We start from the raw sequence: 24,116 nt of genomic DNA on the forward strand, positions 1-24,116 counted from the left end.
GCATCTGCGACCACGAGTTCACGTTCCAGATAGACCCGCGCCCGGCGTGACGCGGCATTAGGGTGTGTTCGCACCGCGTACGCACCCTTTAGGAGCACCCGATGAGCGACCCCGAGGCGGGGGGATCACGTGTGGGGTCCCAGATCGGCCCGTATCGGCTGCGTCGGCTGCTCGGCAAGGGCGGCATGGGCGAGGTGTACGAGGCCGAGGACACCGTCAAGGACCGCCTCGTCGCGCTGAAGCTGTTGCCCGAGTCGGCTTCCCACGACCCGGTGTTCCGCAAGCGGCTGCAGCGCGAGGCGCACTCGGCGGGCCGGCTGCAGGAACCGCATGTGGTGCCGATCCACGACTACGGCGAGATCGACGGCCTGCTCTACGTCGACATGCGCATGATCGACGGCACCGATCTTCGCAAGGTGCTCAAGAACTTCGGCCCGATGACCCCCGCGCGGGCGGTGGCGATCGTCAAGCAGATCGCCTCGGCGCTGGACGCCGCGCACGAAGGCGGCGTCATGCACCGCGACGTCAAGCCCGAGAACATCATCCTGACCCGCGACGACTTCGCCTATCTCGTCGACTTCGGCATCGCCAACGCGGCCACCGACGAGAAGCTGACCGAATTGGGCACCGCCGTCGGCACCTACGCCTACATGGCGCCGGAACGGTTCACCAACGACGAGGTCACCTACCGCGCCGACATCTACGCGCTGACGTGCGTGCTGCATGAATGCCTCACCGGCGCACAACCGTTCCCCGGCGACAGCGTCAGCGTGGTCATCACCGCCCACCTGATGCAGCCGATCCCCAAGCCGAGCGAGCAGCGGCCGGGCATCCCGCCGGCCGTCGACGCGGTGATCGCGCGCGGCATGGCCAAGAACCCGCAGGACCGCTACGCCAGTGCGGGGGATCTGGCGGCGGCCGCGAATCAGGCTCTGACACAACGTGATCAGGACCAGGCCGCCACGATCCTGCAGCGCAGCGCGGCCGCGACACCGTATCTTCCGCCGCCGCCACCCGCCCCGCAGGGCCCTCCGATCCATCACACGCCTCCCCCGACGCCGCCGCCCGGCGCCGGACCCGCCGCGTTCCACACCCCGGCCGGTCCGCCGAGCGGGCCGATGTGGCGCACCGCGCCGCCGCCGGGGCCGCCGGGAGTGCCGCCGCGCAAAGGCACGCCGTGGATACCGATCGCCGCCGCCGCCGGGGTGTTCGTGCTGGTGCTCGGCGCACTCGGAATCTGGTTCGCGGTCAAGCCGGACGACTCGGCGCCGTCGGGGATGGCCACCAGCACCGCCACCGAGCCGACCGAGACGTCCGAGCGCACCACCCGGCGCACCGCGCGCACCACGACGCCGACGCCTGCGCCGGACTCGTTCGGCGCCAAGCTGCTGAGCCTGCTGCCTCGCGGCTACGACGACGGTGTCTGCGAGCCGGTGAGCCCGCCCGCCGCCGGTGCGCTGGCCACGGTGGACTGCGGCCAGGCCTCCCAGCAGGGCGGTCCCGCGAGCGCCCGGTACTCGCTCTACGCCGACCAGCAGGGCCTGGACAAGGCGTTCGACGACATCACCGCCTTGTACACGCCGATGCTGCGATGCCCCGAAAGCGCCACCGACTCACCGACCACCTGGCACTTCACCGAGACGCCGGACACCGTGGCGGGCCGCATCGCCTGCGGGACCTACAAGGAGAAGTCGGGCGTGACGTGGACCAGGAACGCCGAGTTGCTACTGGGTGACGCGCTGAGCGACAACCTCGTTGACCTGCACAACTGGTGGCTGAAGTACGCCTGACCCGACGCGGAGACCGCTTCAAGAATTCTTCAAGAGCGCTCTCGGGGCCCCCGCCTCCTTTGCGGGGTCCCGGCCCGGTTCGCGCGCTGTATGTTTGTCGTGATCGCAGCGCAGCGAAAGGATTTATGGCATGACCACCGCCAGAGGTAACAAAGTGTTCGTCGTCGGCGTCGGGATGACGAAGTTCGAGAAGCCCGGCCGGCGCGAGGGCTGGGACTACCCGCAGATGGCCAGGGAGTCCGGAACCAAGGCCCTCGAGGACGCCGGCATCCACTACTCCGAGGTGCAGCAGGGCTTCGTCGGGTACTGCACCGGTGACTCGACGTCCGGCAACCGCGCGCTCTACGAGCTGGGCATGACGGGCATCCCGATCGTCAACGTCAACAACAACTGCTCCACCGGGTCGACGGCGCTGTTCCTGGCCGCGCAGACGATCCGCGGCGGGCTCGCCGACTGCACGATCGCGCTCGGTTTCGAGAAGATGCAACCCGGCTCGCTGCAGGGCGGTGCCGAGGACCGCGAGTCCCCGTTGGGCCGGCACATCAAGGCGCTGGCCGAGATCGAGGAGTTCGCCTTCCCCGTCGCGCCGTGGATGTTCGCCGCCGCGGGCCGCGAGCACATGCGCACCTATGGAAGCACTGCTGAGCACTTTGCCAAGATCGGCTACAAGAACCACAAGCACTCGGTGAACAACCCCTACGCGCAGTTCCAGGAGGAGTACACCCTCGACGACATCCTGGCCGCCCGGATGATCTCCGACCCGGTGACCAAGCTGCAGTGCTCGCCGACCTCCGACGGCTCGGGCGCGGCGATCCTGGCCAGCGAGGCGTTCGTCGACAAGCACGGCCTGGCCGGGCAGGCGGTGGAGATCGTCGGGCAGGCGATGACCACCGACTTCGAGTCGACCTTCGACGGCAGCGCCCGCAACATCATCGGGTACGACATGAATGTTCAGGCGGCGCAACAGGTTTACCAGCAGTCGGGGCTCGGCCCCACCGACTTCCAAGTCATCGAGCTGCACGACTGCTTCTCGGCCAACGAGCTGCTGCTCTACGAGGCGTTGGGACTGTGCGGCGAGGGCGAGGCGCCCAAGCTGATCGACAACAACGACACCACCTACGGCGGGCGCTGGGTGGTCAACCCCTCCGGCGGGCTGATCTCCAAGGGGCACCCGCTTGGTGCGACCGGGCTCGCTCAGTGCGCCGAGTTGACGTGGCAGCTGCGCGGTACGGCCGACAAGCGTCAGGTCGACGACGTCACCGCGGCGCTTCAGCACAACATCGGCCTCGGCGGCGCGGCCGTGGTGACCGCTTACCAGCGCGCCGAGCGCTGATGGTGGATCATTGACCTGAAAACGGGACGGGAGGTCGGCCATGCGGACGATTCGGATACTGGCCGCGGCTGCGGGTGTCTGCGGGCTGATCGCCGCCCCTGCCGCCGTGGCGTGGGCCCAGGAGGAGACCGCGGCCGAAGTCATCGAGAAGCTGCAGTCCGAGGGCTACACCGTACGGATTGACAAAATCGGCACCGCCCCCCTCCACGAGTGCGTCGTCACCAGCGTCCGCAACAAGCAGCAGTTCACTCAGCTGGTGCCGCTTCTCGGCGGGAACCAGGACGGCGTGCTCTTCCCGATGGTCATCAGCCAGCCGGTGTCGGTATCGCTGGACTGCTCCGGCCAGTAGGGATTCGGGTGCGGCCGGTCGCGCTGAGCACGACCGACCACACCCGAGTTCGTCCTACCGCGAGCAGTCGGCGGTGACGGTGATGGAACGATCGGCGACCACCTGGATGAGGTCGTCGCCGCGCCGAACGAATTCCTTTCGCTCACGGGCGTTTCGGATATCGGTGACGAAGCACTCGTCGAGCGGTGCACTCCCGATCCGGTTGACCTTGACGTCGAAACCCTGTGCCTCCAATTGGGCGATGGTGAGTTCCGCCGACTCGGCCGCCGATGCGATGGCTGCGGGCGCGGCGATCGCCCCGCAGGCCGCCGCGGCAATCCCGGCCAGTACCAACAGCGTTGCGCGCATACCCGCGCCTCCCTTCGTGTGGTGAAGGCCCGGTGGCCTTCACGCGGTACGACGGGACACCCGCGGGGAAGGTTCAAAGCAATTTCGAGAACGCCGAAACCGCAGGGAGACCGCGTTCTCTCGGTGTGAGGCGATCTCCCCGCAGTCTCGGTGCGGTGCGTCAGGCGGGGACGCGCTCCGGCGTGCGCGCGGCGTGCTCGTCGTCGACCATCGTCGACTCGTCGAACGGATCGTCGCCGCGCAGTACGGCGTCGACGCGGTCCCGGTCGACTGTCTTGGTCCACGACCCGACCAGCAGGGTGGCCACGGCGTTGCCGGAGAAGTTGGTCAGCGCACGCGCCTCGGACATGAACCGGTCGATGCCGACGATCAGGCCGACGCCGTCGAGCAGGTCGGGGCGGTGGCTCTGCAGGCCGCCGGCCAGCGTGGCCAGGCCGGCGCCGGTGACGCCCGCGGCGCCCTTGGACGCGACGATCATGAACACCAGCAGACCGATCTGCTCGGGCAGCGACAGCGGGTCGCCGAGGGCGCCCGCGATGAACAGCGACGCCATCGTCAAATAGATCGCGGTGCCGTCCAGGTTGAACGAGTAGCCGGTCGGCACCACGACCCCGACCGTGCTGCGGTCGACGCCGAGGTGCTCCATCTTGGCGATCAGCCGCGGCAGCGCGGACTCCGAGGACGAGGTGGACACGATCAGCAGGTACTCGCGGGCCAGGTACCGCACCAGCTTGAAGATCGACACGCCCGAAAACTGCCCGCAACATGACGCCCAGCACGCCGAACACGAACACCAGGCAGGTCATGTAGAACCCGAGCATCAGGCCCAGCAGCTGGGTCACCGCCGTCCAGCCGGTCTGGCCGACGACATTGGCGATCGCGCCGAACGCGCCGATCGGGGCCAGCCACAGGATCATCGCCAGGATCTTGAACACCAGCTTCTGCAGGTTCTCGATGCCGCGCAGGATGGGCTCCCCCGAGCGGCCCATCGCCTGCAGGGCGAAACCGACGAGCAGCGCGACGAACAGGGCCTGCAGCACGCTGCCCGCGGTCAGCGAGGAGAACAGCGTGTCCGGGATGATGCCCTGCACGAAGTCCATCAGCCCGCCGGCCTCGTGCGCCTTCTCCGCGAGTTCGGCGCCCTTGCCCGCCGCGCCCTCGGTGAGGTTCATGCCGGTGCCGGGGTGCAGCACGTTGCCGACGACGAGGCCGATGCCCAACGCGAAGGTCGACATGACCAGGCAGTAGACGAACGCCAAGCCGCCGACCTTGCCGACGGTGGCGGCTTTGCGCACCGACCCGATGCCCAGCACGATCGTGCAGAAGATCACCGGCGCGATCATCATCTTGATCAGGTCGACGAACATGGTGCCCAGTACGCCGACGCTCTTGCCGACCCCGGGCGCCAGGATGCCGACGGCGACACCGGCGAACACCGCCGCGATCACCGCGACGTACAGCCAGTGCGTGCGGTCACGCCTGCGGGGCGGTTCCTGCGCGGCGGGTGGGCGGTCCAGGGTGGCGGTCATGCGGCTTCCTCCAGGTCGACATCGAATGTGGCTTGCAAGTAGGTTCGGCCAGTACGTGAGCCAGGTCACGCTTTAGTTCATTACGTTCAGCGGAAGGTGCGCCGTGGTTGGAGAAAGCGCGGTCACCGCGGTGACGACGAGCGACGGGCGGCGGCTGTCCTATCTCGCGTCCGGGGATCCGCACGGGCCGTTGGTTCTTCACAACCACGGCGGTCCCAGCAGCAGATTCGAGGCCTACCTGCTGGCCGAACCCGCCGAGCGGGCCGGCATTCGGCTGGTCTGCGTCGACCGGCCCGGCATGGGCCAGTCGACCGGGCAGGAGGCGCGCACGTACGCGGGCTGGGCCGAGGACCTCGCGACGGTCGCCGATGCGTTGGGCTACCGCGAGTTCGGCGTGACCGGCTGGTCGGAGGGCGGGCCCTGGGCGCTCGCCGCCGCCGCCTATCTCAACCCGGCCCGGCTGCGCCACGTCAGCAGCATCGCCGGCGGAAGCTACGGCGCTCTTGGTGACAACTGGGCGGCCAGGCACCTGTCCAAGATCGACGCCCTGGGCGGATTCCTCGCCCTGCATTTCGAGCCGGGCTTTCGGCTGATGTACGCGACGCTCGGGCTCACCGCCGAACACTTCCGCAAGAGCTTCGCCAAGCAACTCCGCAAGTCGGTCAACGACTACGACCGTGCTGTGCTGTCGCGGCCGGGATTCGAGGACGCCTTCGCACAGACGACGGCCGAATGCTTCGCCCACGGCAGCAACGGCCTGGTGCGTGACGCTGAACTACTCTATCGCCGTTGGGCTTTCGACATCGGGTCGATCCAGAGGCCGGTGCACATGTGGCAGGGCACCGACGACACGCTCGTCCCGTACGCGATCAACAGAGAGGTCGCCGACGCGATGCCGGGAGCGGTGTGGCACGAGGTCGAGGGCGGCGGGCACTTCATCGCCGTCGGTGCCGGCGACGACGTGTTCGCCGTCGCGGCGGCGGAGCTGGCCGCGCGGTGAGCAGGTGGTGGCCGCGCTCGCTGGCCGGTCAGGCGATCGCCCTGCAGATTTTGGTGATCGCGGTGGTGGTCCTGGCGGGCAGCGGGTTGACGAGATCGCCCGCGCGATACGGGATTCCGCGCAAGGGCTGACCGCGGACGCCGTCGCCAAACAGGTCGGGGTTTCGCGGGTGACGGCGTGGCGCTACCTCGAGCGGCTCGCCGACGACGGAACGGTCACCAGGAACACCGACTACGGCAAGGCCGGCCGGCCCAAGACCCGCTACCTGTGGCGCTGACCGACGTTGCGCCGCAACGTCATCAGACCGTCGCCGGCTCCAGCTCGCGGACCCCGGAAACGACGATCGGGTCGGTGGCCATGAACTGCGAGTACAGCAGCGGCACGGTCGTGTCGATCGCGAACACCGTCACACCACCGGAGTAGTCGGCGACGTACAGACGACCGGCGTGCGCGTCGACCGCGACGCTGGACGGCTGGCTGCCCAGAGTGATGGTGCTGACGACGTCGAGCGTGAGCGCGCACAGCACCACGACGCGGTCGTAGTCGACGATGTAGGCCCGGGTCTTGTCCGCACCCATCGCGAGTTGCGTTGGTGCACCGCCGAGTTCGACCGTGCCGGTGATCCGGCCTGTCGACAGGTCGACGACGTTCACCACGCCGCCGCGGGCCCGGTCGGACGTCAGCATGTAGGCCGTGCCGTCGGCGATCGCGATGTCGCGGATCGGCGCACCGATGGGCACTGCGCGTTCGACCCGCGCGGTCTCGAGCTCGACGACGACCAGACCGCTGCCGCGGGCATCGGTGGTCGCGACGTAGAGGCGCTTACCGGTCGAGTCGACCTCGAGGGCGTCGATGCCGATGCCCGCGCCGGTCGCGATGTTGATGGTGCCGACACGCTCAGCGGTGACGTCGATGACCGCGACGTCGATGTGGCCGTCGCCGGTGCGCCCGGCGTAGACCCGCTTGCCGTCCGGGCTCGCCGCGAGCGCGGTGATGCTGAACGCCAGCGGATAGGTCCGCAGCACCGTCCTCGTCGCCGGGTCGATGACGGTGACCTCGTCCTTGTGGGTCCACGACGAGGTGCTGACGTACGCACGGTCGTCGGTCACGGCGACGGCGAACGGCTCCCCATGCACCGCGACGATCGCCTCGACCGCCAGCGTCCGCGCGTTGAGCAGCGCCACGCTGTCGTCGCCCGGATGTGTCACCAGCGTCATGCCCCGCCCGGCGGCGGCGATCTCGCCGATCGGCCCGCGCCGCACCGAAACCGCGCCCAGTGAGGCGACGACCGGATCCGCTTGCGCCCCGTTGGTCACTTGCGAATCGGAAGTACTCTGTGGCATCAGAAAATTAGCCATATTCATTCGGTCCTCCGCCGGTATGACGTTCACCGGCTGATAGATTTCACGTCAGTCTGCGCCTGCGCGGCGCGATCGCGGTCGAGTCTAGCGACGAAAACACACGCGCTACGGCGTCGCAAAGGCCAAGCGGCTCAGACGCTTCCGAAACCTCTCAGACATCGCTTAGAAAACATTCCGTTACCCGTTCGTTATCCCGGGAGAGCAACGCGGACGACGGCTATGACATGCGCCTACCCGCGTTCCGCAATCACCACCGCGTGATCTGCGCAGTAAACCTCGAAAACGGATTCTTAGCTTTGAGGACGAAAGTGAGCGGTAGATCACATGCGACACGCCGGCAATTGACGCTAGGCGGGTGTCACGAGCCGCAGAGTCGCCTTCGGGCGCGGCGTCGAACGGTTCGGGTTCGGCCGTGCGAGCGGGATGAGTCGCTCGGGATCGCACAATTCGAGCACGCGCGTCACCGCAGTGCCGGGAAGCACGGACCACGGCACCTCTGACCGCGTCAGGTGGGCATTGACGGCGTGCAGTGCCGCCACGCCGTCGAAGGCGATGAATTCCAGATCGGATAGGTCCAGGGTGACCCGTCGGGCGCCGGCAACCGCCTCACACACCGTGACGGCGAAGTCCTTGGCGTTGCAGGCGTCGATCTCACCGCTCACCGAGACGGTGATGTGCTTGGACTTTTCGCTCGCCCACGTGCTCGCGCGGACAGACAACCGCCGCCCTGGTGGGGGCGGCGGTCGGTGGATAGCCGCGACGGTCATTCTCAGACCTTCTCACCCATGCCACGCTCGCTTCCTGTGGTGTTGCTCACAGCAAACGGACGTGTTCCCCCGACGGCAGCCGGCCAAACACCCTCTATGCCGAGGTGGCGTACGGCTCCTGCGAAATGAGTGGGCAACCGTGGAACTCCAGCTCGACGCGGGTGCCGAACGGCTCGCGCTCGATGGTCGCCCGGTCGGCCAGGGCGCGCATCAACTGAATGCCGCGCCCTCGGGTGTTGGGCTTGCCGTCGGGCTGCTTCTCGAGCCAGGTGCCGTGGTCGCTGACGACCGCCACCAGCCGCCGGTCGGCCCCGTCATAACGTGCGGTCACGGTCATGGTGCCGGGCTCAGTCGACGTGACATAGGCGAACTCGGCGGCGTTGGTGAGCGCCTCGTTGACGGCGAGCAGCACGTCGTTGAAGCGCTCGGCGTCGAGTGCGAAGTTCTCGCGCAGCCACCGCGCCAAGGCGTTGCGGAACTCGGCCACGGTCTGGGCGTCAGCGGGACCGTTGCTCGAAAAACCAAGTTCCGTCGGATCGTTCATGGTGACGACTGATTACCCCGTCGGCTTCTCGATCATGCAGCGAAGTTGTCGAGCGCCACATCCAGCGAGGAGAACAGGTCGATCAGGTCGGCGATGCCGGTGATCTTCAGTGGGCGACTGGTGGCCGGACCCTCGGCGACGACAGCGAACCGGGTGTCTGTGCCGTCGGTCTGGTTGTGGGCCTCCATCAGCACCTGCATCCCGGCGGAGCCCAGAAACTCAACCTTGGTCAGGTCGACGATCAGGCCCTCAGGTTTCTTGCTCAGGGCCGCCTCGACCGCGTCTCTGAGCTGCGGAGCTGTGAGCATGTCGAGATCGCCGGACGCGGCGACCACCGCCACACGTCCCACCCAGTTCTCGGTACAAAGCTGTCCGTCCAACCCTCACCTCTTGTTCAGCAACCACCGAAGCGGCCATGACCGATCTCGCGAGGCTGCAGTCTGAACCCGGGCAACAGGGTAGCGACTTCGCCGAGCGTTTGCATCGTCGGGCACCCGTCCGCGCCGGTCATGGCAGCAAAATGTAGGACATCCCCGGCCCGTGTTTGACCTCGCGGCTACTCCACGTCGTCAGGCCGTCACCGGTGGTGTTCGCCTCGGTGATGCCGAGGAACTGGCCGTCGCGGCGATTGGACACGGTGTCGACCCAGGCCGCCCGCCCGGACGGCGGCGCCTCGTCGACGCCGGGCCGGGAATCGCTTGGCCAGTGCGCCCCACACCGCGGTGCCGGGCGCGCCGACGTTCTCCTGCGACGTCTTGCCGGCGGCGCGGGCGGGCGCGACGGGCGCGGGCGTGGTCCCCGAGCAGCGCGGGACCACCGGTGGTGGGATCCGGTGTCCAGTATCGCGTCGGTGACGAATCCCCCTTGTCGAGGCGATTCCAGATGTTGGTGGTCAACCGGTACGGGCCGCCGGAGAAGTTCTCGCCGCGAAGGCGGCTCGAGCGCCACTTCGGCGACGGGCTCGTCGGCGCCTGATCAGGGTGGCGGCGGCGGTGTCCCCGCGATGATGCGCACCAGGTCCGGCTTCATCGCCTGCAGCTGGGCGCCCCAGTAGCCCCAACTGTGGGTCCCGTCCGGCGGGAAGTTGAAGACGCCGTTGCGACCGCCGGCGGCAAGATACTTCTGCTGGAATTCCTTGTTGGTCGACAAGGTGATGTTCTCCAGGAACTGCGCGCTGTACTGGGCGCCGAAGTTGGCCCCGTCGTCGAGTTCGGACGTCGCGCCGTTGCCGCAGTAGATCCACAGCGCCGTGTTGTTGGCGACCAGCGTTGTGATGTTGACCATCGGATCGTTGCGGCGCCACGCGGGATCCGACGTCGGCCCCCACATGTTTGTCGCGCTGAAACCGCCCGCGTCCTTCATCGAGAAGCCGATCAGCGTGGGCCACAGTCCCATTGACGGGTTGAGGTAGCCCGACAGCGAACTGGCGAAGATGAACTGCGTCGGATGCCAGACGGCCAGCGTCAGCGCCGCGCTGCCCGACATCGACACGCCCACCACCGCGTTGCCGGTCGGCGCCTGACCCCGGTTCGCGGCCAGCCACGCAGGCAGTTCCTGGGTCAGGAACGTCTCCCACTTGTAGGTCACGGTCCCCGCGCTGCCCGCCGCCGGCTGGTACCAGTCGGTGTAGAAGCTGGACTGCCCGCCGACGGGCATCACCACCGAGACACCCGACCCGTGGAACCACTCGAACGCGGCGGTGTTGATGTCCCAGCCGTTGGCGTCCTCCTGCGCGCGCAGCCCGTCGAGCAGGTACACCGAATGTGCTCCACCGCCCTGGAATTGCACCCGGATGTTGCGTCCCATCGACGGCGACGGCACGTCGAGCGATTCCACCGGCAGCCCGTCACGGGAATACGCTGCTGCGGGAGGCGTTTCGGCCACCACGCCGCCGAACACCACCAGCGCAGCGGCCAGCACCGCGCACACCGTACCGATTCTCAGCTTGCCCATTGCAGCGCAAACTAACAGCGCCGCCGCACCCGCGTCCCTGCGGCGCGCGCCGGTTGATCAGCTTGTTATCTGATTGCTCAGCAGCCGAGTTCGACGACGGCGGTGCTGACGACGTCGCCGGCCCTGGGGACCGACATCCCCAGTTCGTTGCGCACCATCATCACGGAGTCCGAAGCGGGCACGCCGCTGCGGGCTGCCGCGCAGATCTCATGCCCTATCGAGATCAGCTGGTCCGCGGTCAGGAAGACGTACTGCGACTGGATCTTGCGGATGAACTCCGCCTGGTCGGCCGACGCCGGTGAGGCGAGGGCGACGGCGGCGGCCATGGCGGTCAGCAGTCCGATGAGATGACGCACGAGTACTCCTCAGGGAAGGCTTTCACCTCCGCCGCCCTGCTCGAGTTGGACGCGGAGAACGATGCAGACCGAGCGGACCCCCGTACGCTCCTGCGTCTGCGGTGACGGTCCAGCCCAACACTACCCTGTGATTAGACTGGCTATGCACGCCGAAGGTGCTGCACGGATTGAAGGATCAGAGGCCTCTGTCGTAGACGCCGCGCCAGAACTCGCATTCTTTGACCCGAAAATCGAAGACGGTGTTGTCCGTCGCGCCGATATCCAGTCGCACGGGCGCGGCGCCGGAGAAGCGGGGCCAGTCCGTGTCGTCACCGCGGTTGGGGTTGCCACTCTGCGCCATGTTGATCCAGTAGCGCTGAATGCGCTCAGCGACGGCTTGCATGAGCGGTTCGAATGATTCCGCGGTGCCGAACACGAACGGCAGCTCAGAGCCGTGCGCAGCACCCAATCCACCTCGCGAGGCCCCGATGGAGAAGTTGTACATCCACACCGGGCTTCCGGCGGCGGCCGCCCGAACAGCGGTGTCGTAGGTGGGGCAGACCAGACGCGCGTCACCGATCACACGAGCCACCGCGGCCGTCGTGGGGGTGGGCTGCCCATTCGGGAAAGCGCGCACCGGGTACATCGCCTCGATCGGCTGCACCCGCTCACCGGAGTCGGCCGACGTCTCGCCGGCACGCGGAAATGCCTCGACAAGCGCGGCCGTGTATTCGCGGGCGTCGGTTATGGGTCTGGTGAAGAACATCGTGCCTTCGTCGCTGTTGCTTCCGAGTAGATACGGCACCTTGGCGATCTCACCTCGGTCGTAGAGCGCCCGGGGCTGGTCCGGAAGGAAGACGCCGTCGACGACCGGCCCGAATACCGGCGCGGGGCTGCCGTCGTTCGGTGTTGCGAGCAGTTCGCTCACCGACTTGCCTCGCAGGCAGGCGATGTCGTCGCAGCCGAGTGCGTGGGCGAAGCCGGCCGCAGTGGCGGCGCCCTCGGCTGCGGTGGTGGTTCTCAACGTGCAACCACCACTTTGGCCGATGGCGGCACGGAAGAATGGTCGAGTGATGGGAGAAGCGACGTGGAAGCATACGTCGGTCGCTCCCGCGGATTGCCCGAAGATGGTGACTCGGTTGGGATCTCCGCCAAAGTCGGCGATGTTGTTCTTGACCCACTCGAGTGCCATCACCTGATCGAAAAGACCTTGGTTGCCCGGATTGGAGCCCCCCTCCCGGGCGAGCACCGGGTCTGCGAGGAACCCGAACACACCGAGTCGGTAGTTGACGCTAACGACGACAACGCCACTCTCCGCCAACACTTGTCCGCTGTAGAGGTAACCATCACTTGCGTACGGCACCGGTTCGGACGCCGACCAGTTCTCATTGCCGCCGCCGTGGATCCATACCATGACGGGCAGCGGTTCGGCGGGCGCCGGCTCGGGAGCCCACACATTCAAGTACAGGCAGTCCTCGTGTTCGCTCGCGGCCGACATCAGCACCGCTGAGGCACGCTGCGCACAGCGGTTGCCCCATTGCGTGGCGTCTCGTTTGCTTCGCCAGGGGTCGTTCTTCTGTGGCAGCTTGAATCGAAGATCGCCCACCGGCGGCTTGGCGAAAGGTATGCCGAGAAACTGGCGCGCACCCCCCACGACGGAGCCTTCGAGCTCACCGTCGCTAATCGTCACTCTGGCTACGATTTCCGGCGAGCTCCCGTACGTGGTGGATGCGTTGTCGGAGCAGCCCGTCAGCAACAGAGCGCAGACGAGGGCGACCGAGAGCAGACTCGTGGGCGCACTCGGGGCGCGGCAAGCCTGCGATCTGAAGCGCATGACCCATTCTGGCCGCATGATCGGCTTCACCGGGCACTCGCCCCGACTCAGAGTGGGTGGGGGGATCGCCGCTTGCTGGACTCGAAGTAGTAACGAACGCGACCGGCGGGCCCGCAGTGGCAAAAACAGCGTTCACCAGGTTGGCGCACAATTGCGCTGCCGCACCTGTGATGATTTTGGCAACGCTCGACGAACTCGCTCAATTCGAGGCCCTCGAAATCAAATGACAATGTGGTTAGCTCTCTAGACACAGAAGACCGAAAATACTGAGCCGATCAGGTCTTTCTTATCCTTTTACGTCGGCGCTAATTTTGCCGCATTCCGCTCTCGCTGGTCGCAGCCGCGTCGTAAATTCGTGCTAGCCGGCCGCGACGGCCGACGGATTGTCGGGGTGTCCTTCTACCCCTGCGCGGAGATGCGAACGTGGGTAATTCGAGAAATGCGTCGCGGCTGGGTCGCTTTACTTTGGCCGTTGGACTGGGTGTGGCAGTGACCACGGGGCACGGGGTCGCCAGCGCCGAGACTGATGCGGGGGGCTCGCCGCCAGAACCGTCGACGGAGTCAGCCACGGCGGAAGGGGGGACTCCGACATCCCGCGAGCCCGCAGAGGTCATCGCGGGCACGGGTCAAAGTAACGGCTCGCAGTCCGGCCCGGCCGCCGGCGGCAATGCCTCGGCACCGGAAACGTCGCTCTCTGCTTCCGGTGGCGCTAACACCCACACTTCCGAGGACCCGCCCGCCGACGAGTTCGAGACCGTGATCGACGATGAGCCTCCCGAGCCTGGCGCGGCGATCGACCAGCATGACGACAACGCTGAAAATCCCGACTCGTCGCTTGAAACCGCCATGACCTATGACGCACCACCCGCGGCTGACGACGATCTCACGTCGTCAACCGGAGCGGACGCCGACGTGGCGCGCAGCGATGCACCCTCCAGTCACATCGGGGCAGATACATCATATTCTGTGAATGAGATCGATTACGCTGCAGTTGGCTTCGCCTCTGCCGACCCGTCCGGACAGATGCACCTCACGGCCACGACCGCGGCAACCGAGGACCCGTCGGCCACAACCAGAATCGTAAGCGTCGCTGCGCTTTCGCCGATCGAAGCGATCCTCGCGGTGCCGGTGCGTATCGTCGCCGGCTTGCTCGCGCTCGTCGGCCTTGCCCCGGCAGCGACCGCACCCGGCACTCCAGTGTCGCCGATCTCGAGAATCCTGGAGTTGGCCTGGATCGCGGTGCGTCGCGTCAAAAGCTTCTTTTTAAATAATGCTCCGGCACCGAGTGTCGTTGTGTCCGAGCCTGATGCGGCTGGGGTGATCAGGGGCACAATCGGATCCGACCCCGACGGGGACCGGTTGAACTTCCGGCTAGTCACCCCTCCGACTCAAGGAGAGGTGACGGTCGATGAGGAGACCGGCGCCTTCAGCTATTCGCCCGGAGCTGCAGGGACTCACACGTTCCGAGTCGCCATTCAGGACCGAGGTTTTCACCTTCACGGACTCCTTGGCTTCTTCAGGCCGGACGGTGGGCACTCGACGATCGCGACCGTTAGTGTCACAGTTCCGGCGGGACCCAACGAGGCGCCGGTCTTCGAGAGTTCCGGTCCGCCGGCCGTCAACGAAATCACAGGCGTAGTGACCGGCACGGTAAAGGCTACTGACGCCGACAACGACGAGGTGACGTACTCGGTCACCCCGATCGACTCCACGCTCGGGACGGTGGCGATCAACGCTGACAGCGGGAGATGGACGTACGTGCCGTCGAATGCGGCCCGGCTGCGAGCCGCCCAAACCTCGGCAGAAGACGCGGTGTCATTCACGGTCACGGCGACCGACGGGAGATTACCTACAAGCATCGGGCTCAGCGCACCCATCACGCCCGCGGCAGCGACGGTGGTCGACAGCATCGAACTCACTGAGGTGCCCACCGAAGTGGTTGTCACGCTCGACGGCACCGTGCTCGTCACCGACCCCTCGACGCCGACGCTGACCGTCGTCGACTCCGATAAGACCGTGACGGTCGTCGATCTCGACTTCAATCCGCTCATCGTTCGCACGGAGGACAACGACACCGCGTGGGCGGTGTCGGCCGACGCTTCATACAGGATTGACCTCGACGGGGCGTTGACATCGGTGACCAGAATCGCCGACTTGCCCTCGGCACCAGAGGATCTTCTAGTCGTGCGAGGCAGTGATTACGTCCTCACGACGGGCTCCGATGGCAAGCTTACGTTCACCGACAGGACGACAGGCACGCAGACCACTGTCGAGCTGGACGGAGAACGGGTGCGGCGAGTCGCCGTCGTCACGGAGACGACCACACGCACCGAGATCGCCGGCACGACCGAAAGCGGCATCTCGCGCCTGGCGGTGTTTACCGACCTCGGCTCAGCCCGCACAATGACGACGACCGCGCCCGGTGTCGCGGTGGGGGTCACGCAAACCATCGACCTCGGCGGGCGCCCGACGGCCATCACCACCAGCGCCGACAGGCTCTACGTCACGGTCACCAACGAGCAAGGCGCCGATAGGCTGGTAGTCATCGACACGAGCGGTGGAGAAACGGGTGAAGCCGACTGGAGCGTCATGGGCTCCGTCGAGGTCGGCAGGGGTGCAGTCGGTGTGGCGGTGGACCATGATGGCGTGCGCGGCTACGTCGCGAACAAGGCCGACGGGACGGTATCGGTCGTCGAGTTGGCCACCCGCGAAATCGTCGAGACGGTCTACACCGGGTCGGCGACCAGCGTGGGCGTCTCGCTTGACGGCAGGGCGTTCGTCGCCGATCCAAGCGCATCCGCGATCCGGGTCATCGGAGACGACTTTCCCACCGTGGTCGGTGAGCCAGGTTTCACCATCGACGGACAGGACCTGGACGGGCGGGTGTTCGGATTTATCAATGTAACCGACGCAGATGATTCGGTCACGTTCCTGATCGACAGCGGTGCGGGCGAGTTCGGAACGGTGACGGTCGATTCCGTCACCGGGAAGTGGACCTTCACACCGTCGGCGGAGGCGCGCCAGGGCACCGTCCGGGAGGTCGCGTTCGACATCGCCGCGCAGGTCAACGACAGCTTCTACACAGTCGAAGTGATTGCGCCGATCATTCCGTTTCCGCAGCCTGCGCAATGCTTCATTCTGGCTGACGTGACCGACGTCGGTGCGCCCGGCACAGATGCGTCAGTGCGTTTGATCGACCTTGGCGGTGTTCACCAGGCCTCTGCCGGCTAGCTCGCTCGATCCGCATCGCGTTGCTGACCGTAGCCACGGTCGTGGCCCGACGGAGAACCTTCCGCTGTTCAGGCCGCTGCACAAATTTGGGCGTGCCCGATGGCTGGTTGACATCATCGAATCGCGCACCATCTCCACGGTCGAGTTCGGAGAGCTTCGAAGCGGCTTAATCACCGGCCTACGAACACATTACAACGTCGTCGAGCACGACGATCGAAACCGATAGGGCCGGCGGACGCCATGGCGGGTGACCCCATGCTCGGGTTCGGAGACGGTAGATGGACGGGCCGAGCTTTGAGGACAGGTCTCCACGGTGCACAAGAATGCGATGACACGACAACCGGTGCGAAGAAGAGAAGAAGAAGGAATTCAACGGACAACAACGGGTGATGAGCGTAACCGTGCTGCCCGCTGAGGCTCTTCAGTACTGAGCTCGTCCGCTAAATGTTTACCTGAAACCAGAGGACGATGTCGGAAAGCAAGGTGGCCCGCCAAGTACCGGCGGTGTGCCACTGGAAGATATTCTCACCCGGCTTGAGGATATCGGCGCGAACCACTTCCTGGATGCACCGGATTGGTGGCTCTTGGGCGCCGCTGGCCTTCCAGTTCCACACCTGAGTCCCGTTGATGAGGATCTCCAAGATCATGTCCCCGGATGTGTCGACGTCGAACATGAAGTTCAACACGGATCGCGATCCGATGTGAACATTGTCTGGAAGGGTGAATGTGATTGGGTTTGTGCCACCCATGTCAAGTTTCCACGTGTCGCGGATGATTACGTAGTCGGCGACTCTCGCCATGGCTCCTCCTTGCGTGTTTGGTGAGTGCGAAATTTTGTTCTGTCGAGTGGACGCCTCTGTATGGGGTAGTTGACTACTCCAATCCGCTCTGCCCGAGCCGCCGTTTCTCCGCAGAGAATCTGCGCGTAAACAGATCGTGGTGCGGAGCAATCTGAGCACGCCCCCGGCAGACTGGCATGGTGCCCTAGCACCGCTGGCTCTCGGCGCCATCGGTGCCGCCAGTCGGACTCGAACAGACACTGGGCGGATTTTGAGAACCGGCTCGCCACAACGGATTCGGCGGAGTCCTCGGCTCCGACGAATCTGCCGTTAGGTCACCGACACCAAGTACTCGCCGCGGAAGCGCAGGGTCCCGTCGTCGGCCTCATTTACCTCTGTGGCCCAACCGAGGTAGGTCTCGCGCACCAGCTCGTCGCCGAGTTGGGCTCGCATGGCGATCAACGGAGGAAAGCTGGCCAGCATGAAATCGGCATAGCTCTCGGGCGAGGGTTCGTCGAAATCGACGTTATGCCGCTCGAATTCAACTGAGTCACCGAGCAACTCACGCACATGCTCTTCAGTGCCCCACAGCACCGGCGGCTGGGAGCCCTCCGGCGGCGCTGGAGAAATCGCGCCGAGGCGCTTGAACATCTCGCCGATGGCGCCCCGTGGCGTCCAGCAGGCGACCGCAATGCGACCCTCGGGTCGGCACACACGGAGCAGTTCGTCCGCGGTCCGCTTGTGGTCGGGCGCGAACATGTGTCCAATCGCGGAGATGACTCGGTCGAAGCTCGTCCTCGAATGGAAGGGACTGGGCATCGCCTTCCCGCCAGTCGATCTCCACGTTGGCGTCCGCGCCGCGTTGTCGTGCAATCGCGATCAGGCCCGGGGAAAAGTCCAAGCCGCATACTCGCGCCCCCAACCTGGCCGCCGGGATGGATGCGTTGCCGGTGCCGCACGCGACGTCCAGCACGGCCATCCCCGCTTCGATGCCCGCCCGCCGAACCAGCACGTCGGCGATGGACGTCACCTTCTCTGCTACTGCCCGATAGTCGCCGGTCCCCCACATGTCATCCGTCATGGCCATCAGCCTCCGCCGATTCCGGCCGACAGGGAAGGGGCGAGCTAATTCTTGCATCGGTACGGCTCGAGGACCAGGACGGGCTGGCGGCCGATGATCTCGCGCCATGCCCAATGAAGTCAGAGGCGACAAGAATCCAGCCGTCGGTGCTCGGGCAATCTATGATGCGGTCGCAGCTGCATACAATGCCGCGTTCGCCGATAAACTTGACGCCAAGCCCCTAGACCGTGCCCTTCTGACGGCATTCGCAGATTTGGCCGGCCCGGGGCTCATCTGCGACATCGGTTGTGGGCCTGGGCATATCACTCACTTCCTAGCACAACGACACAAAGAGATCATCGGCCTCGACCTCTCTTCGGCGATGATCGAAATAGCTCGCCGGCATGCCCCCAGCTTAAGTTTCACGGTGGCTTCGATGCTGAACCTGCCGGTTGCAGACAATGCCTGGGCAGGTGCAGTGTCGCTGTGCTCGATCACATGCCACGAGTTCGCCCGCGTGATACGGCCAGGAGGATGGCTATTGCTCGTCTTTCACGTCGATAGCCCCGAGTTTGCCGCCGGCGCCGTCAACCACTTCGCGAGCTGGTTCGGCCAGTGCCGTTGAACTCGACGGGTACTTCCTTGAGCCCGACAACGTGGTCGCGCAGCTTGTGGCGGCCCGGTTCACCCTAAAGGCGCGGCTAGGGCCGCTGTGATGCGGGAATCCAGGCGGCGAAGACACATCTAACCAATTGCCGGGTAACAAGATCACAATGGCAGCGGCCGCCGTCGAAGTAGTCAGAGCGGGCGGTGCCAGGCAGGGGTGGCCACGGAAACTTATTCCGTCGCAATCCCGTAGCCCCCACGCAAGTCCATATGGGCGGCCTTCAAAACTTGGTTGCACAGGTCCACCAGCGCGTCGACGTCGAGGTCTGACACGTCGCCGAGTCTCTTGAGCCACAAGTATTCTTCTTCCTTCAGCGCACACCACTTCTCCTCACCGCTGAGGATTGCCACATCGTCTGGCGGGGCGTCGGCGGCAGTCTTGACCAGTTGCCTCTTGCAGGCATCCAGCTGAGACAACGAGTAGCCGTGCTCGCGGAATTGGCGGTCCCATTCGTCGAGCACCAATTCGGTGAGCTCGCGTACCGGCGCTGACGCATAAATCATCAGCTCGGCGATTCCGTCGTCGAGTCCCAGCCGCCCGCGGAATTCGTACAACTCTCTGAGGGCATCCACACGCCGTTGACCGGTGGTCTCTTCCGTGACTTCGGTCCCTGCGCGTGGTTCTGCTCCTCGCTTCACACGAAGGGTCGCGGAGATGAGGTTCTTCAACGCGGCCTTCTTGTCCTCGCCTGCTCGCTTCTCATAGTCGAGGACCAGTGCGTGCATTCTTTCTTCTCGCTTGGTTTTCGTGTCCAGCCGCTTCGTCCAGATGGCCACGGTCGCCGTTGACACCACTGACGCGAACGGCACGAGAGTGGTGGTCAGTACGGTCGTGACGCTCATAACGATGCTGCGATTCTTCGCGGTGTGTGCGTCGAGGCAGCTGTTGAAATAAGCAACCTGACAAGCTCGGTTTTCATGTAGCCAGTCTGCCTGACTGCGCCAGCACCCACGACGGTTTCACAGCCCGTCAATCGGGCAGGACGTCAGAGCTGCGGCTCAGCGCCGCGAACGCGTGGTTGTCCGTGAGGTGCCCTGTTAACTTGAGGCATGAGTTCGATTCCGACCTCCTCGGGAGGCGAGTCGCCCGTCGGTACCACCGCCCCGTGGCGAGCGCCCGGGCAAGCAAAGAACCCACCGGCCAGCCTGACCGGCCGTGTAGTCCGTCCCTACGATGCGGACTACAGGGCAGCGAGCACCGGCTGGGTCGAGCTTTTCACTCACAATCCGCTCGTGATCGTCTTCGCGCGAGAGACAAGGGACGTGATCAACGCACTCACGTGGGCGCGGCAGAACGACGTCTCGCTTCGGGTGCGCAGCGGTCGTCATTGCCTCGAGGGCTGGTCGAACGTGGACGATGGCATCGTGATCGACGTCAGCGAGCTGAAGTCGACAAAGATCGATGCGGGGGCCGGCACGGCCACGGTCGGCGCAGGAGTCAACCAGATGGAGGCGGTGACCGCGCTGGGCAAGGAGGGCCTCGCGGCACCGACCGGAACCGAGGGCACCGTCGGGCTGGTGGGCGCGACGCTCGGCGGCGGCTTGGGTCTCCTCACCCGTTGCCTCGGGTTGGCCAGTGACAACCTGATGGCGGCCAAGGTCGTCGTGGCGTCGGGTGCCGACGGGGCGCAGGAGATCACGGTCGACGAGAAGAACAACGCTGATCTGTTGTGGGCGCTGCGAGGGGCCGGCAACGGCAACTTCGGGATAGTCACCTCATTGACCTACAAGGTCCATCCACTGACGCGGGTAACTTATGTGACCGTGACGTGGCCGGGCCTCAACGACCTGCAGGCGGTGTTCGACGCGTGGCAGCGCTCGGCGCCGAGCACCGACAACCGCCTCACCAGTCAGCTCGAGATCCACCCCGGCAAGATCCTGCTGTTCGGGGCTCTCGCAAACGGTTCGCAGGAAGAGGCGAACGAACTGCTGAAGCCGCTACTGTCGGTTGGCAATCCGGAAGTTGTGGGAACGAGCGGTCCCTGGGCCGACACCTTTGCATCATTCCAAACGCCAATGCACGACGAGCCCGCGAACTGGAAGTTCCTCTCGCAGTTCACCACTGAACCGTTCCCAGCCGAGGCCATCAGCCTGATCGGCTCCTACATGACGAAGGCTCCCTCACCGGAATCGAATTACTTCACCAATGCCTTCGGCGGTGCGGTCAAGGAAAGCGAGCCCGCCGGCGGCTCAGCCTTCGCGCACCGCGACGCGCTCTTCTATGCCGAAATCGGCGCCGGCTGGGGCAGTCGGGACGGGATGCCTGCAAGAGTCGACCCGATCACTGAGAAAGCCCAGGCTTGGACTGCCGAGTTCAGCCAAGCAATGCGGCCCTACGTGAACGGCGCCTACGTCAACGTGCCAAACGCCGGCGCGGCCGACTGGGCCACCTCCTACTGGGGGGCCAACGTCGAGCGCTTGCGTTCCATCAAAACGAAGTACGACCCCAGCAACGTTTTTCACTTCGAGCAGAGCATTCCACCGGCATCGACCCCTTTCCTGGCGCGTCATTCGGCGTCGGCGTTCGGCATCGTGGCGCGGCTCTGGCGATTCAGATCACGGGTTCCGCGAGCTACACCCCGCCCGTCATCGTCGCGCACAGGTAACCGCAAAGCCTTTCAAGCCATACGTTCCACTCTGGCCACCCCGCGATGGCTGCGAGCGTACAGGTGCCAGCGAATTTAGTTGGGGACAAGGACCAGTAACACCCGGCAAGGAGTTCGCCCCGCCGTCCGAGGGTGGTGCATCAGTAGGACGGTCGCCAGACATGGTCGATCAGCCCGAGGGCAGGTTCAACCGTAGCGGCGCACCGCGTGGATATGCCGGCCACCCGGTGACCCGCTGATGCCCCGCCGAGCCCACGCTGGATGGCCGTTACCAGCGCCGACCGCGCCAATGTGGCTACGGCCACGCTAGTCCGCACGGGGGGCACACCCTAGTCGGCCCGGTCGCGGAGCGGAATCACGCTATTTGACGGATAGCGCGGCGTCCACGGGGAGGGCGACACCGGTGACGTATCGGCCCGATCGGCCGCAGAGGTAGATCATCGCTTCGCTAATGTCCCCGGGTTCGAGGGTGGGCACCTGTTACAGATTCCGTCCATAAGCCGCAACCTCCGGGCGCTCGGCCATAGACTGTGCCACCTGTTCATTCTCGATCATGGGAGTGGCTACGCCGCCCGGATGCACCGTGTTGACCCGGATGTTCTTCTCCGCCAGCGTGTTGGCGTAGTAACGCATCAGACCGACGACACCGTGCTTGGCGGCGGTATAGCCGGCTGCACCATGGCTTCGGGTTCGGAATGTCAGGACAACTGACTTCAGCCCCGCCCCCGAACTGGTGATCACGATGGCTCCACCCTCGCCGTGGTCCAACAATGCCGGTAGCGCCGCTTCGATCGTGAACTACACCCCATTGAGCAGCACACCGCCTGCGTCCAGATAAGCGGAGATGTCGTGCGACGGCGGGCCGAAGCTGGCCCAATTCCGGCGTTGGCGAGCACGAAATCGAGCCGTCCCAGTTTGGCCACGCCGCTATCGACCACAGACTTAAGTCGCTGGAAGTTCCGGACGTCGGCTTTTTCAGCGACGATGCGGCGTCCGGTCTTCTCGACGAGGTTCACGGTTTCGTCGAGATCCTCGCGCGTAGCCATTGGGTAACCCATGCTGACCGCTTGTTCTCCGAGGTCAACGGCGATGATGTCCGCGCCCTCTTCGGTCAATCGAACCGCATGCGAGCGGCCCTGGCCCCGTGCCGCCCCAGTGATGAACGCGCCCTTCCGTCGAACTGCATGTTGTCTCCAAACGCTCGATGCCAGCCGGTACGAAGAGGTCAGACCGATATCTGCTCATAACCCACGCCCCGTATTCCAATCGGAGACAGTCGCAGCACGGCACGAGTAAGCTACCGTCGCGTCGGGTCGCCCACACGCCGGTACTTCGCCGGTATTTTCGGCCCGTCGCGACCGTCGGCCACAAGCAGACCGCGCTTGACTGCACAATTGCGGTGCCCCCAGTCGGACTCGAACCGACACTGGGCGGATTTTAAGTCCGCTGCCTCTGCCAATTGGGCTATGGGGGCTCCGCCGATGAGCACGCTACCCAACAAGTGTCGGGTTGACCGACGCTCAGGCGCGCCGTAAACGACGCGGAACACCGCACTGGGCGCACCTCATGCACGATAGTGTCGACGTGCACGGCATTCGACTAACGAAAGCGTGATGATGCCAACGGTGACGAAATTCCGTATCGGACGACGGCTGACGATCGCCGGTGGGTTTGCGATCGCGACCGCGGCACCCATGATGGCGGCCGTCGTCGCCGCCGCCCCCGGTGTGCCGACTCAGCTCGCAGCCTGCCCGGTCGGCGAGGACAGCGATCTCTACAGCGGGACGTGCGTGCCGTACCTGGTGCCGAACACCGCCTCAGCAGTCAACAACGCCTGCCCGCCAGGAGTCAGCGGCGCGGAATGCACCGGCTCAACCGGCAATCAAGCCCCGGCGCCCACGCCGCCCCCGCCGTCGCCCGAATTGCAGGAACTCGAAGACATCGCCACGCCGGGCTACTAGCGCCCTCAGCCGGCGGCCCATTGTTTGGCGCGCTCGAGTTCATCACTACCGAACAGGGCGATCTCCCCTGGCACCATCCATGCCAGCGCATGCAGCGTATGGCTCACCCATTCCTTGTCGGTGACCACCGCGATCCGCTTGAACGCCGAATGGTGCTGGAACAGAGCGCCAAAGCCAAGCTTCAGGTCCTCGACCAGTCCACCCGGCCCGAAGCCCTCGTAGTCCGACGCGATCACCTCGACGATGCGGATCTCGCCGGTTTTCAGCGCCTCATCCATGGTCGGCTCGAACTCGCGCAGGTCGTCACCGCGTAGCCGGCCCGACACCCGGAAGCCGGTCACCTCCGCGGGCATGTCTGGCAGCACCTCAATCATCCGCTTCCCCATTCCCATTCGATCGAACACCGCGTAGCCGAGTCTTCAGCGCACTCGCCGCGGCGGGGAAGGGCCGAATGGCCCTACGCCGCGGCGGCAGACGACCGCAGGCCGTAAAGGTGCGGACGAAAGCGTCAAGAAGCCGTCAACAGCCCTCTCCGGGAACGCAACCGCGCCATAGTTTCGAGCCTGGGCCTCGCCGCTGAGGACCGAGCGCAGGCGGACCGCGATGAGCCTCGAATGGAGATGAGATGGGTGGTGTTGGGCTACGTCGTGCTGACGGTGGCGTTCCTCGC

Annotated in this window: 22 protein-coding genes, 1 tRNA gene and 4 pseudogenes; 10 read left to right on the forward strand and 17 right to left on the reverse strand. The window is 65.6% G+C overall.

Going from position 1 to position 24,116, the window contains the following annotated elements; translation table 11 throughout:
* Nucleotides 1–101 precede the first annotated feature (101 nt).
* The 3 genes from ABGB19_RS05925 (at nucleotide 102) to ABGB19_RS05935 (ending at nucleotide 3,472) form a co-directional block, all read left to right on the forward strand.
* Nucleotides 102–1,790, forward strand: a complete 1,689-nt coding sequence (locus tag ABGB19_RS05925; RefSeq protein ID WP_347684963.1) for a serine/threonine-protein kinase — start codon at nucleotides 102–104, stop codon at nucleotides 1,788–1,790.
* Nucleotides 1,791–1,920: 130 nt separating this feature from the next.
* Nucleotides 1,921–3,123, forward strand: a complete 1,203-nt coding sequence (locus tag ABGB19_RS05930) for a lipid-transfer protein (protein ID WP_347684964.1) — start codon at nucleotides 1,921–1,923, stop codon at nucleotides 3,121–3,123.
* Nucleotides 3,124–3,163: 40 nt separating this feature from the next.
* On the forward strand, nucleotides 3,164–3,472 hold the full coding sequence (locus ABGB19_RS05935; protein WP_347684965.1) for a hypothetical protein: 309 nt from the start codon (nucleotides 3,164–3,166) through the stop codon (nucleotides 3,470–3,472).
* Between the two features lie 54 nt (nucleotides 3,473–3,526).
* Here the strand turns inward: ABGB19_RS05935 and ABGB19_RS05940 are convergent, their stop codons facing one another.
* Nucleotides 3,527–3,820: a hypothetical protein gene (locus tag ABGB19_RS05940; protein WP_347684966.1), complete on the reverse strand. Its 294-nt coding sequence runs from the start codon at nucleotides 3,818–3,820 to the stop codon at nucleotides 3,527–3,529.
* Nucleotides 3,821–3,980: 160 nt separating this feature from the next.
* Nucleotides 3,981–5,349, reverse strand: a pseudogene (locus ABGB19_RS05945) (cation:dicarboxylase symporter family transporter).
* A gap of 103 nt (nucleotides 5,350–5,452) precedes the next feature.
* Here ABGB19_RS05945 and ABGB19_RS05950 point away from each other — a divergent pair.
* The 3 genes and pseudogenes from ABGB19_RS05950 to ABGB19_RS05960 form a co-directional block, all read left to right on the forward strand.
* The gene (locus ABGB19_RS05950) at nucleotides 5,453–6,349 is read left to right on the forward strand and encodes an alpha/beta hydrolase (RefSeq protein ID WP_347684967.1); all 897 of its coding nucleotides are present in this window, start codon (nucleotides 5,453–5,455) and stop codon (nucleotides 6,347–6,349) included.
* Nucleotides 6,346–6,480: a hypothetical protein gene (locus tag ABGB19_RS05955; RefSeq protein WP_347685685.1), complete on the forward strand. Its 135-nt coding sequence runs from the start codon at nucleotides 6,346–6,348 to the stop codon at nucleotides 6,478–6,480. The genes ABGB19_RS05950 and ABGB19_RS05955 overlap by 4 nt, the downstream gene beginning before the upstream one ends.
* Nucleotides 6,438–6,626, forward strand: a pseudogene (locus ABGB19_RS05960) (helix-turn-helix domain-containing protein); the annotation flags it as partial. The gene ABGB19_RS05955 and the pseudogene ABGB19_RS05960, both read left to right, overlap by 43 nt.
* A gap of 22 nt (nucleotides 6,627–6,648) precedes the next feature.
* Here the strand turns inward: ABGB19_RS05960 and ABGB19_RS05965 are convergent.
* The 8 genes from ABGB19_RS05965 to ABGB19_RS06000 form a co-directional block, all read right to left on the reverse strand.
* Nucleotides 6,649–7,665: a YncE family protein gene (locus tag ABGB19_RS05965; RefSeq protein WP_347684968.1), complete on the reverse strand. Its 1,017-nt coding sequence runs from the start codon at nucleotides 7,663–7,665 to the stop codon at nucleotides 6,649–6,651.
* A 392-nt stretch (nucleotides 7,666–8,057) separates the two neighbouring features.
* Nucleotides 8,058–8,477: an STAS domain-containing protein gene (locus ABGB19_RS05970; RefSeq protein WP_347684969.1), complete on the reverse strand. Its 420-nt coding sequence runs from the start codon at nucleotides 8,475–8,477 to the stop codon at nucleotides 8,058–8,060.
* Between the two features lie 94 nt (nucleotides 8,478–8,571).
* Nucleotides 8,572–9,021, reverse strand: coding sequence for an ATP-binding protein (locus ABGB19_RS05975; RefSeq protein WP_347684970.1), 450 nt, complete (start codon nucleotides 9,019–9,021; stop codon nucleotides 8,572–8,574).
* Nucleotides 9,022–9,053: 32 nt separating this feature from the next.
* Nucleotides 9,054–9,362, reverse strand: coding sequence for an STAS domain-containing protein (locus ABGB19_RS05980; RefSeq protein WP_347684971.1), 309 nt, complete (start codon nucleotides 9,360–9,362; stop codon nucleotides 9,054–9,056).
* 166 nt (nucleotides 9,363–9,528) lie between these two features.
* On the reverse strand, nucleotides 9,529–9,657 hold the full coding sequence (locus ABGB19_RS05985; protein WP_347684972.1) for a hypothetical protein: 129 nt from the start codon (nucleotides 9,655–9,657) through the stop codon (nucleotides 9,529–9,531).
* 339 nt (nucleotides 9,658–9,996) lie between these two features.
* Entirely contained in the window at nucleotides 9,997–10,974 is a 978-nt protein-coding gene (locus ABGB19_RS05990; protein WP_347684973.1) for an alpha/beta hydrolase family protein, read from the reverse strand.
* A gap of 77 nt (nucleotides 10,975–11,051) precedes the next feature.
* A complete protein-coding gene (locus tag ABGB19_RS05995; RefSeq protein ID WP_347684974.1) occupies nucleotides 11,052–11,330 on the reverse strand; it encodes a DUF732 domain-containing protein in 279 nt (92 codons plus the stop codon).
* A 175-nt stretch (nucleotides 11,331–11,505) separates the two neighbouring features.
* Nucleotides 11,506–13,173, reverse strand: coding sequence for a carboxylesterase family protein (locus tag ABGB19_RS06000; RefSeq protein WP_347684975.1), 1,668 nt, complete (start codon nucleotides 13,171–13,173; stop codon nucleotides 11,506–11,508).
* Between the two features lie 453 nt (nucleotides 13,174–13,626).
* On the opposite strand from ABGB19_RS06000, the gene ABGB19_RS06005 reads away from it, so the two are divergent.
* Complete coding sequence (locus ABGB19_RS06005; RefSeq protein WP_347684976.1) at nucleotides 13,627–16,374, forward strand: VCBS domain-containing protein; 2,748 nt, start codon at nucleotides 13,627–13,629, stop codon at nucleotides 16,372–16,374.
* A gap of 440 nt (nucleotides 16,375–16,814) precedes the next feature.
* Here the strand turns inward: ABGB19_RS06005 and ABGB19_RS06010 are convergent, their stop codons facing one another.
* The 3 genes and pseudogenes from ABGB19_RS06010 to ABGB19_RS06020 form a co-directional block, all read right to left on the reverse strand.
* Nucleotides 16,815–17,174 (reverse strand): hypothetical protein, encoded by a 360-nt coding sequence (locus ABGB19_RS06010; RefSeq protein WP_347684977.1) that lies wholly within the window; start codon nucleotides 17,172–17,174, stop codon nucleotides 16,815–16,817.
* 309 nt (nucleotides 17,175–17,483) lie between these two features.
* Nucleotides 17,484–17,972: a hypothetical protein gene (locus ABGB19_RS06015; protein WP_347684978.1), complete on the reverse strand. Its 489-nt coding sequence runs from the start codon at nucleotides 17,970–17,972 to the stop codon at nucleotides 17,484–17,486.
* Between the two features lie 31 nt (nucleotides 17,973–18,003).
* Nucleotides 18,004–18,342, reverse strand: a pseudogene (locus tag ABGB19_RS06020) (class I SAM-dependent methyltransferase); the annotation flags it as partial.
* Between ABGB19_RS06020 and ABGB19_RS06025 the strand changes: the two are divergent.
* Complete coding sequence (locus tag ABGB19_RS06025; protein ID WP_347684979.1) at nucleotides 18,341–18,838, forward strand: class I SAM-dependent methyltransferase; 498 nt, start codon at nucleotides 18,341–18,343, stop codon at nucleotides 18,836–18,838. The pseudogene ABGB19_RS06020 and the gene ABGB19_RS06025 sit on opposite strands and share 2 nt — an antisense overlap.
* Nucleotides 18,839–19,050: 212 nt before the next feature.
* Here the strand turns inward: ABGB19_RS06025 and ABGB19_RS06030 are convergent, their stop codons facing one another.
* Nucleotides 19,051–19,722, reverse strand: a complete 672-nt coding sequence (locus ABGB19_RS06030) for a hypothetical protein (RefSeq protein WP_347684980.1) — start codon at nucleotides 19,720–19,722, stop codon at nucleotides 19,051–19,053.
* Between the two features lie 390 nt (nucleotides 19,723–20,112).
* Between ABGB19_RS06030 and ABGB19_RS06035 the strand changes: the two genes are divergently transcribed.
* Complete coding sequence (locus ABGB19_RS06035) at nucleotides 20,113–21,564, forward strand: FAD-binding oxidoreductase (RefSeq protein ID WP_347684981.1); 1,452 nt, start codon at nucleotides 20,113–20,115, stop codon at nucleotides 21,562–21,564.
* A gap of 281 nt (nucleotides 21,565–21,845) precedes the next feature.
* On the opposite strand, the pseudogene ABGB19_RS06040 reads toward ABGB19_RS06035, so the two are convergent.
* Nucleotides 21,846–22,696: pseudogene (locus ABGB19_RS06040) on the reverse strand (mycofactocin-coupled SDR family oxidoreductase).
* Nucleotides 22,697–22,885: 189 nt separating this feature from the next.
* Nucleotides 22,886–22,959, reverse strand: a tRNA-Leu gene (locus ABGB19_RS06045).
* Between the two features lie 151 nt (nucleotides 22,960–23,110).
* On the opposite strand from ABGB19_RS06045, the gene ABGB19_RS06050 reads away from it, so the two are divergent.
* Nucleotides 23,111–23,446 carry a hypothetical protein gene (locus ABGB19_RS06050; RefSeq protein ID WP_347684982.1) on the forward strand — a complete coding sequence of 112 codons (336 nt, stop codon included), beginning with the start codon at nucleotides 23,111–23,113 and terminating at the stop codon, nucleotides 23,444–23,446.
* A 5-nt stretch (nucleotides 23,447–23,451) separates the two neighbouring features.
* On the opposite strand, the gene ABGB19_RS06055 is transcribed toward ABGB19_RS06050, so the two are convergent.
* The gene (locus ABGB19_RS06055) at nucleotides 23,452–23,820 is read right to left on the reverse strand and encodes an STAS/SEC14 domain-containing protein (protein WP_347684983.1); all 369 of its coding nucleotides are present in this window, start codon (nucleotides 23,818–23,820) and stop codon (nucleotides 23,452–23,454) included.
* Nucleotides 23,821–24,116: the final 296 nt, after the last annotated feature.

The organism is Mycobacterium sp. B14F4 (genome assembly GCF_039871645.1).
Classification (GTDB): domain Bacteria; phylum Actinomycetota; class Actinomycetes; order Mycobacteriales; family Mycobacteriaceae; genus Mycobacterium.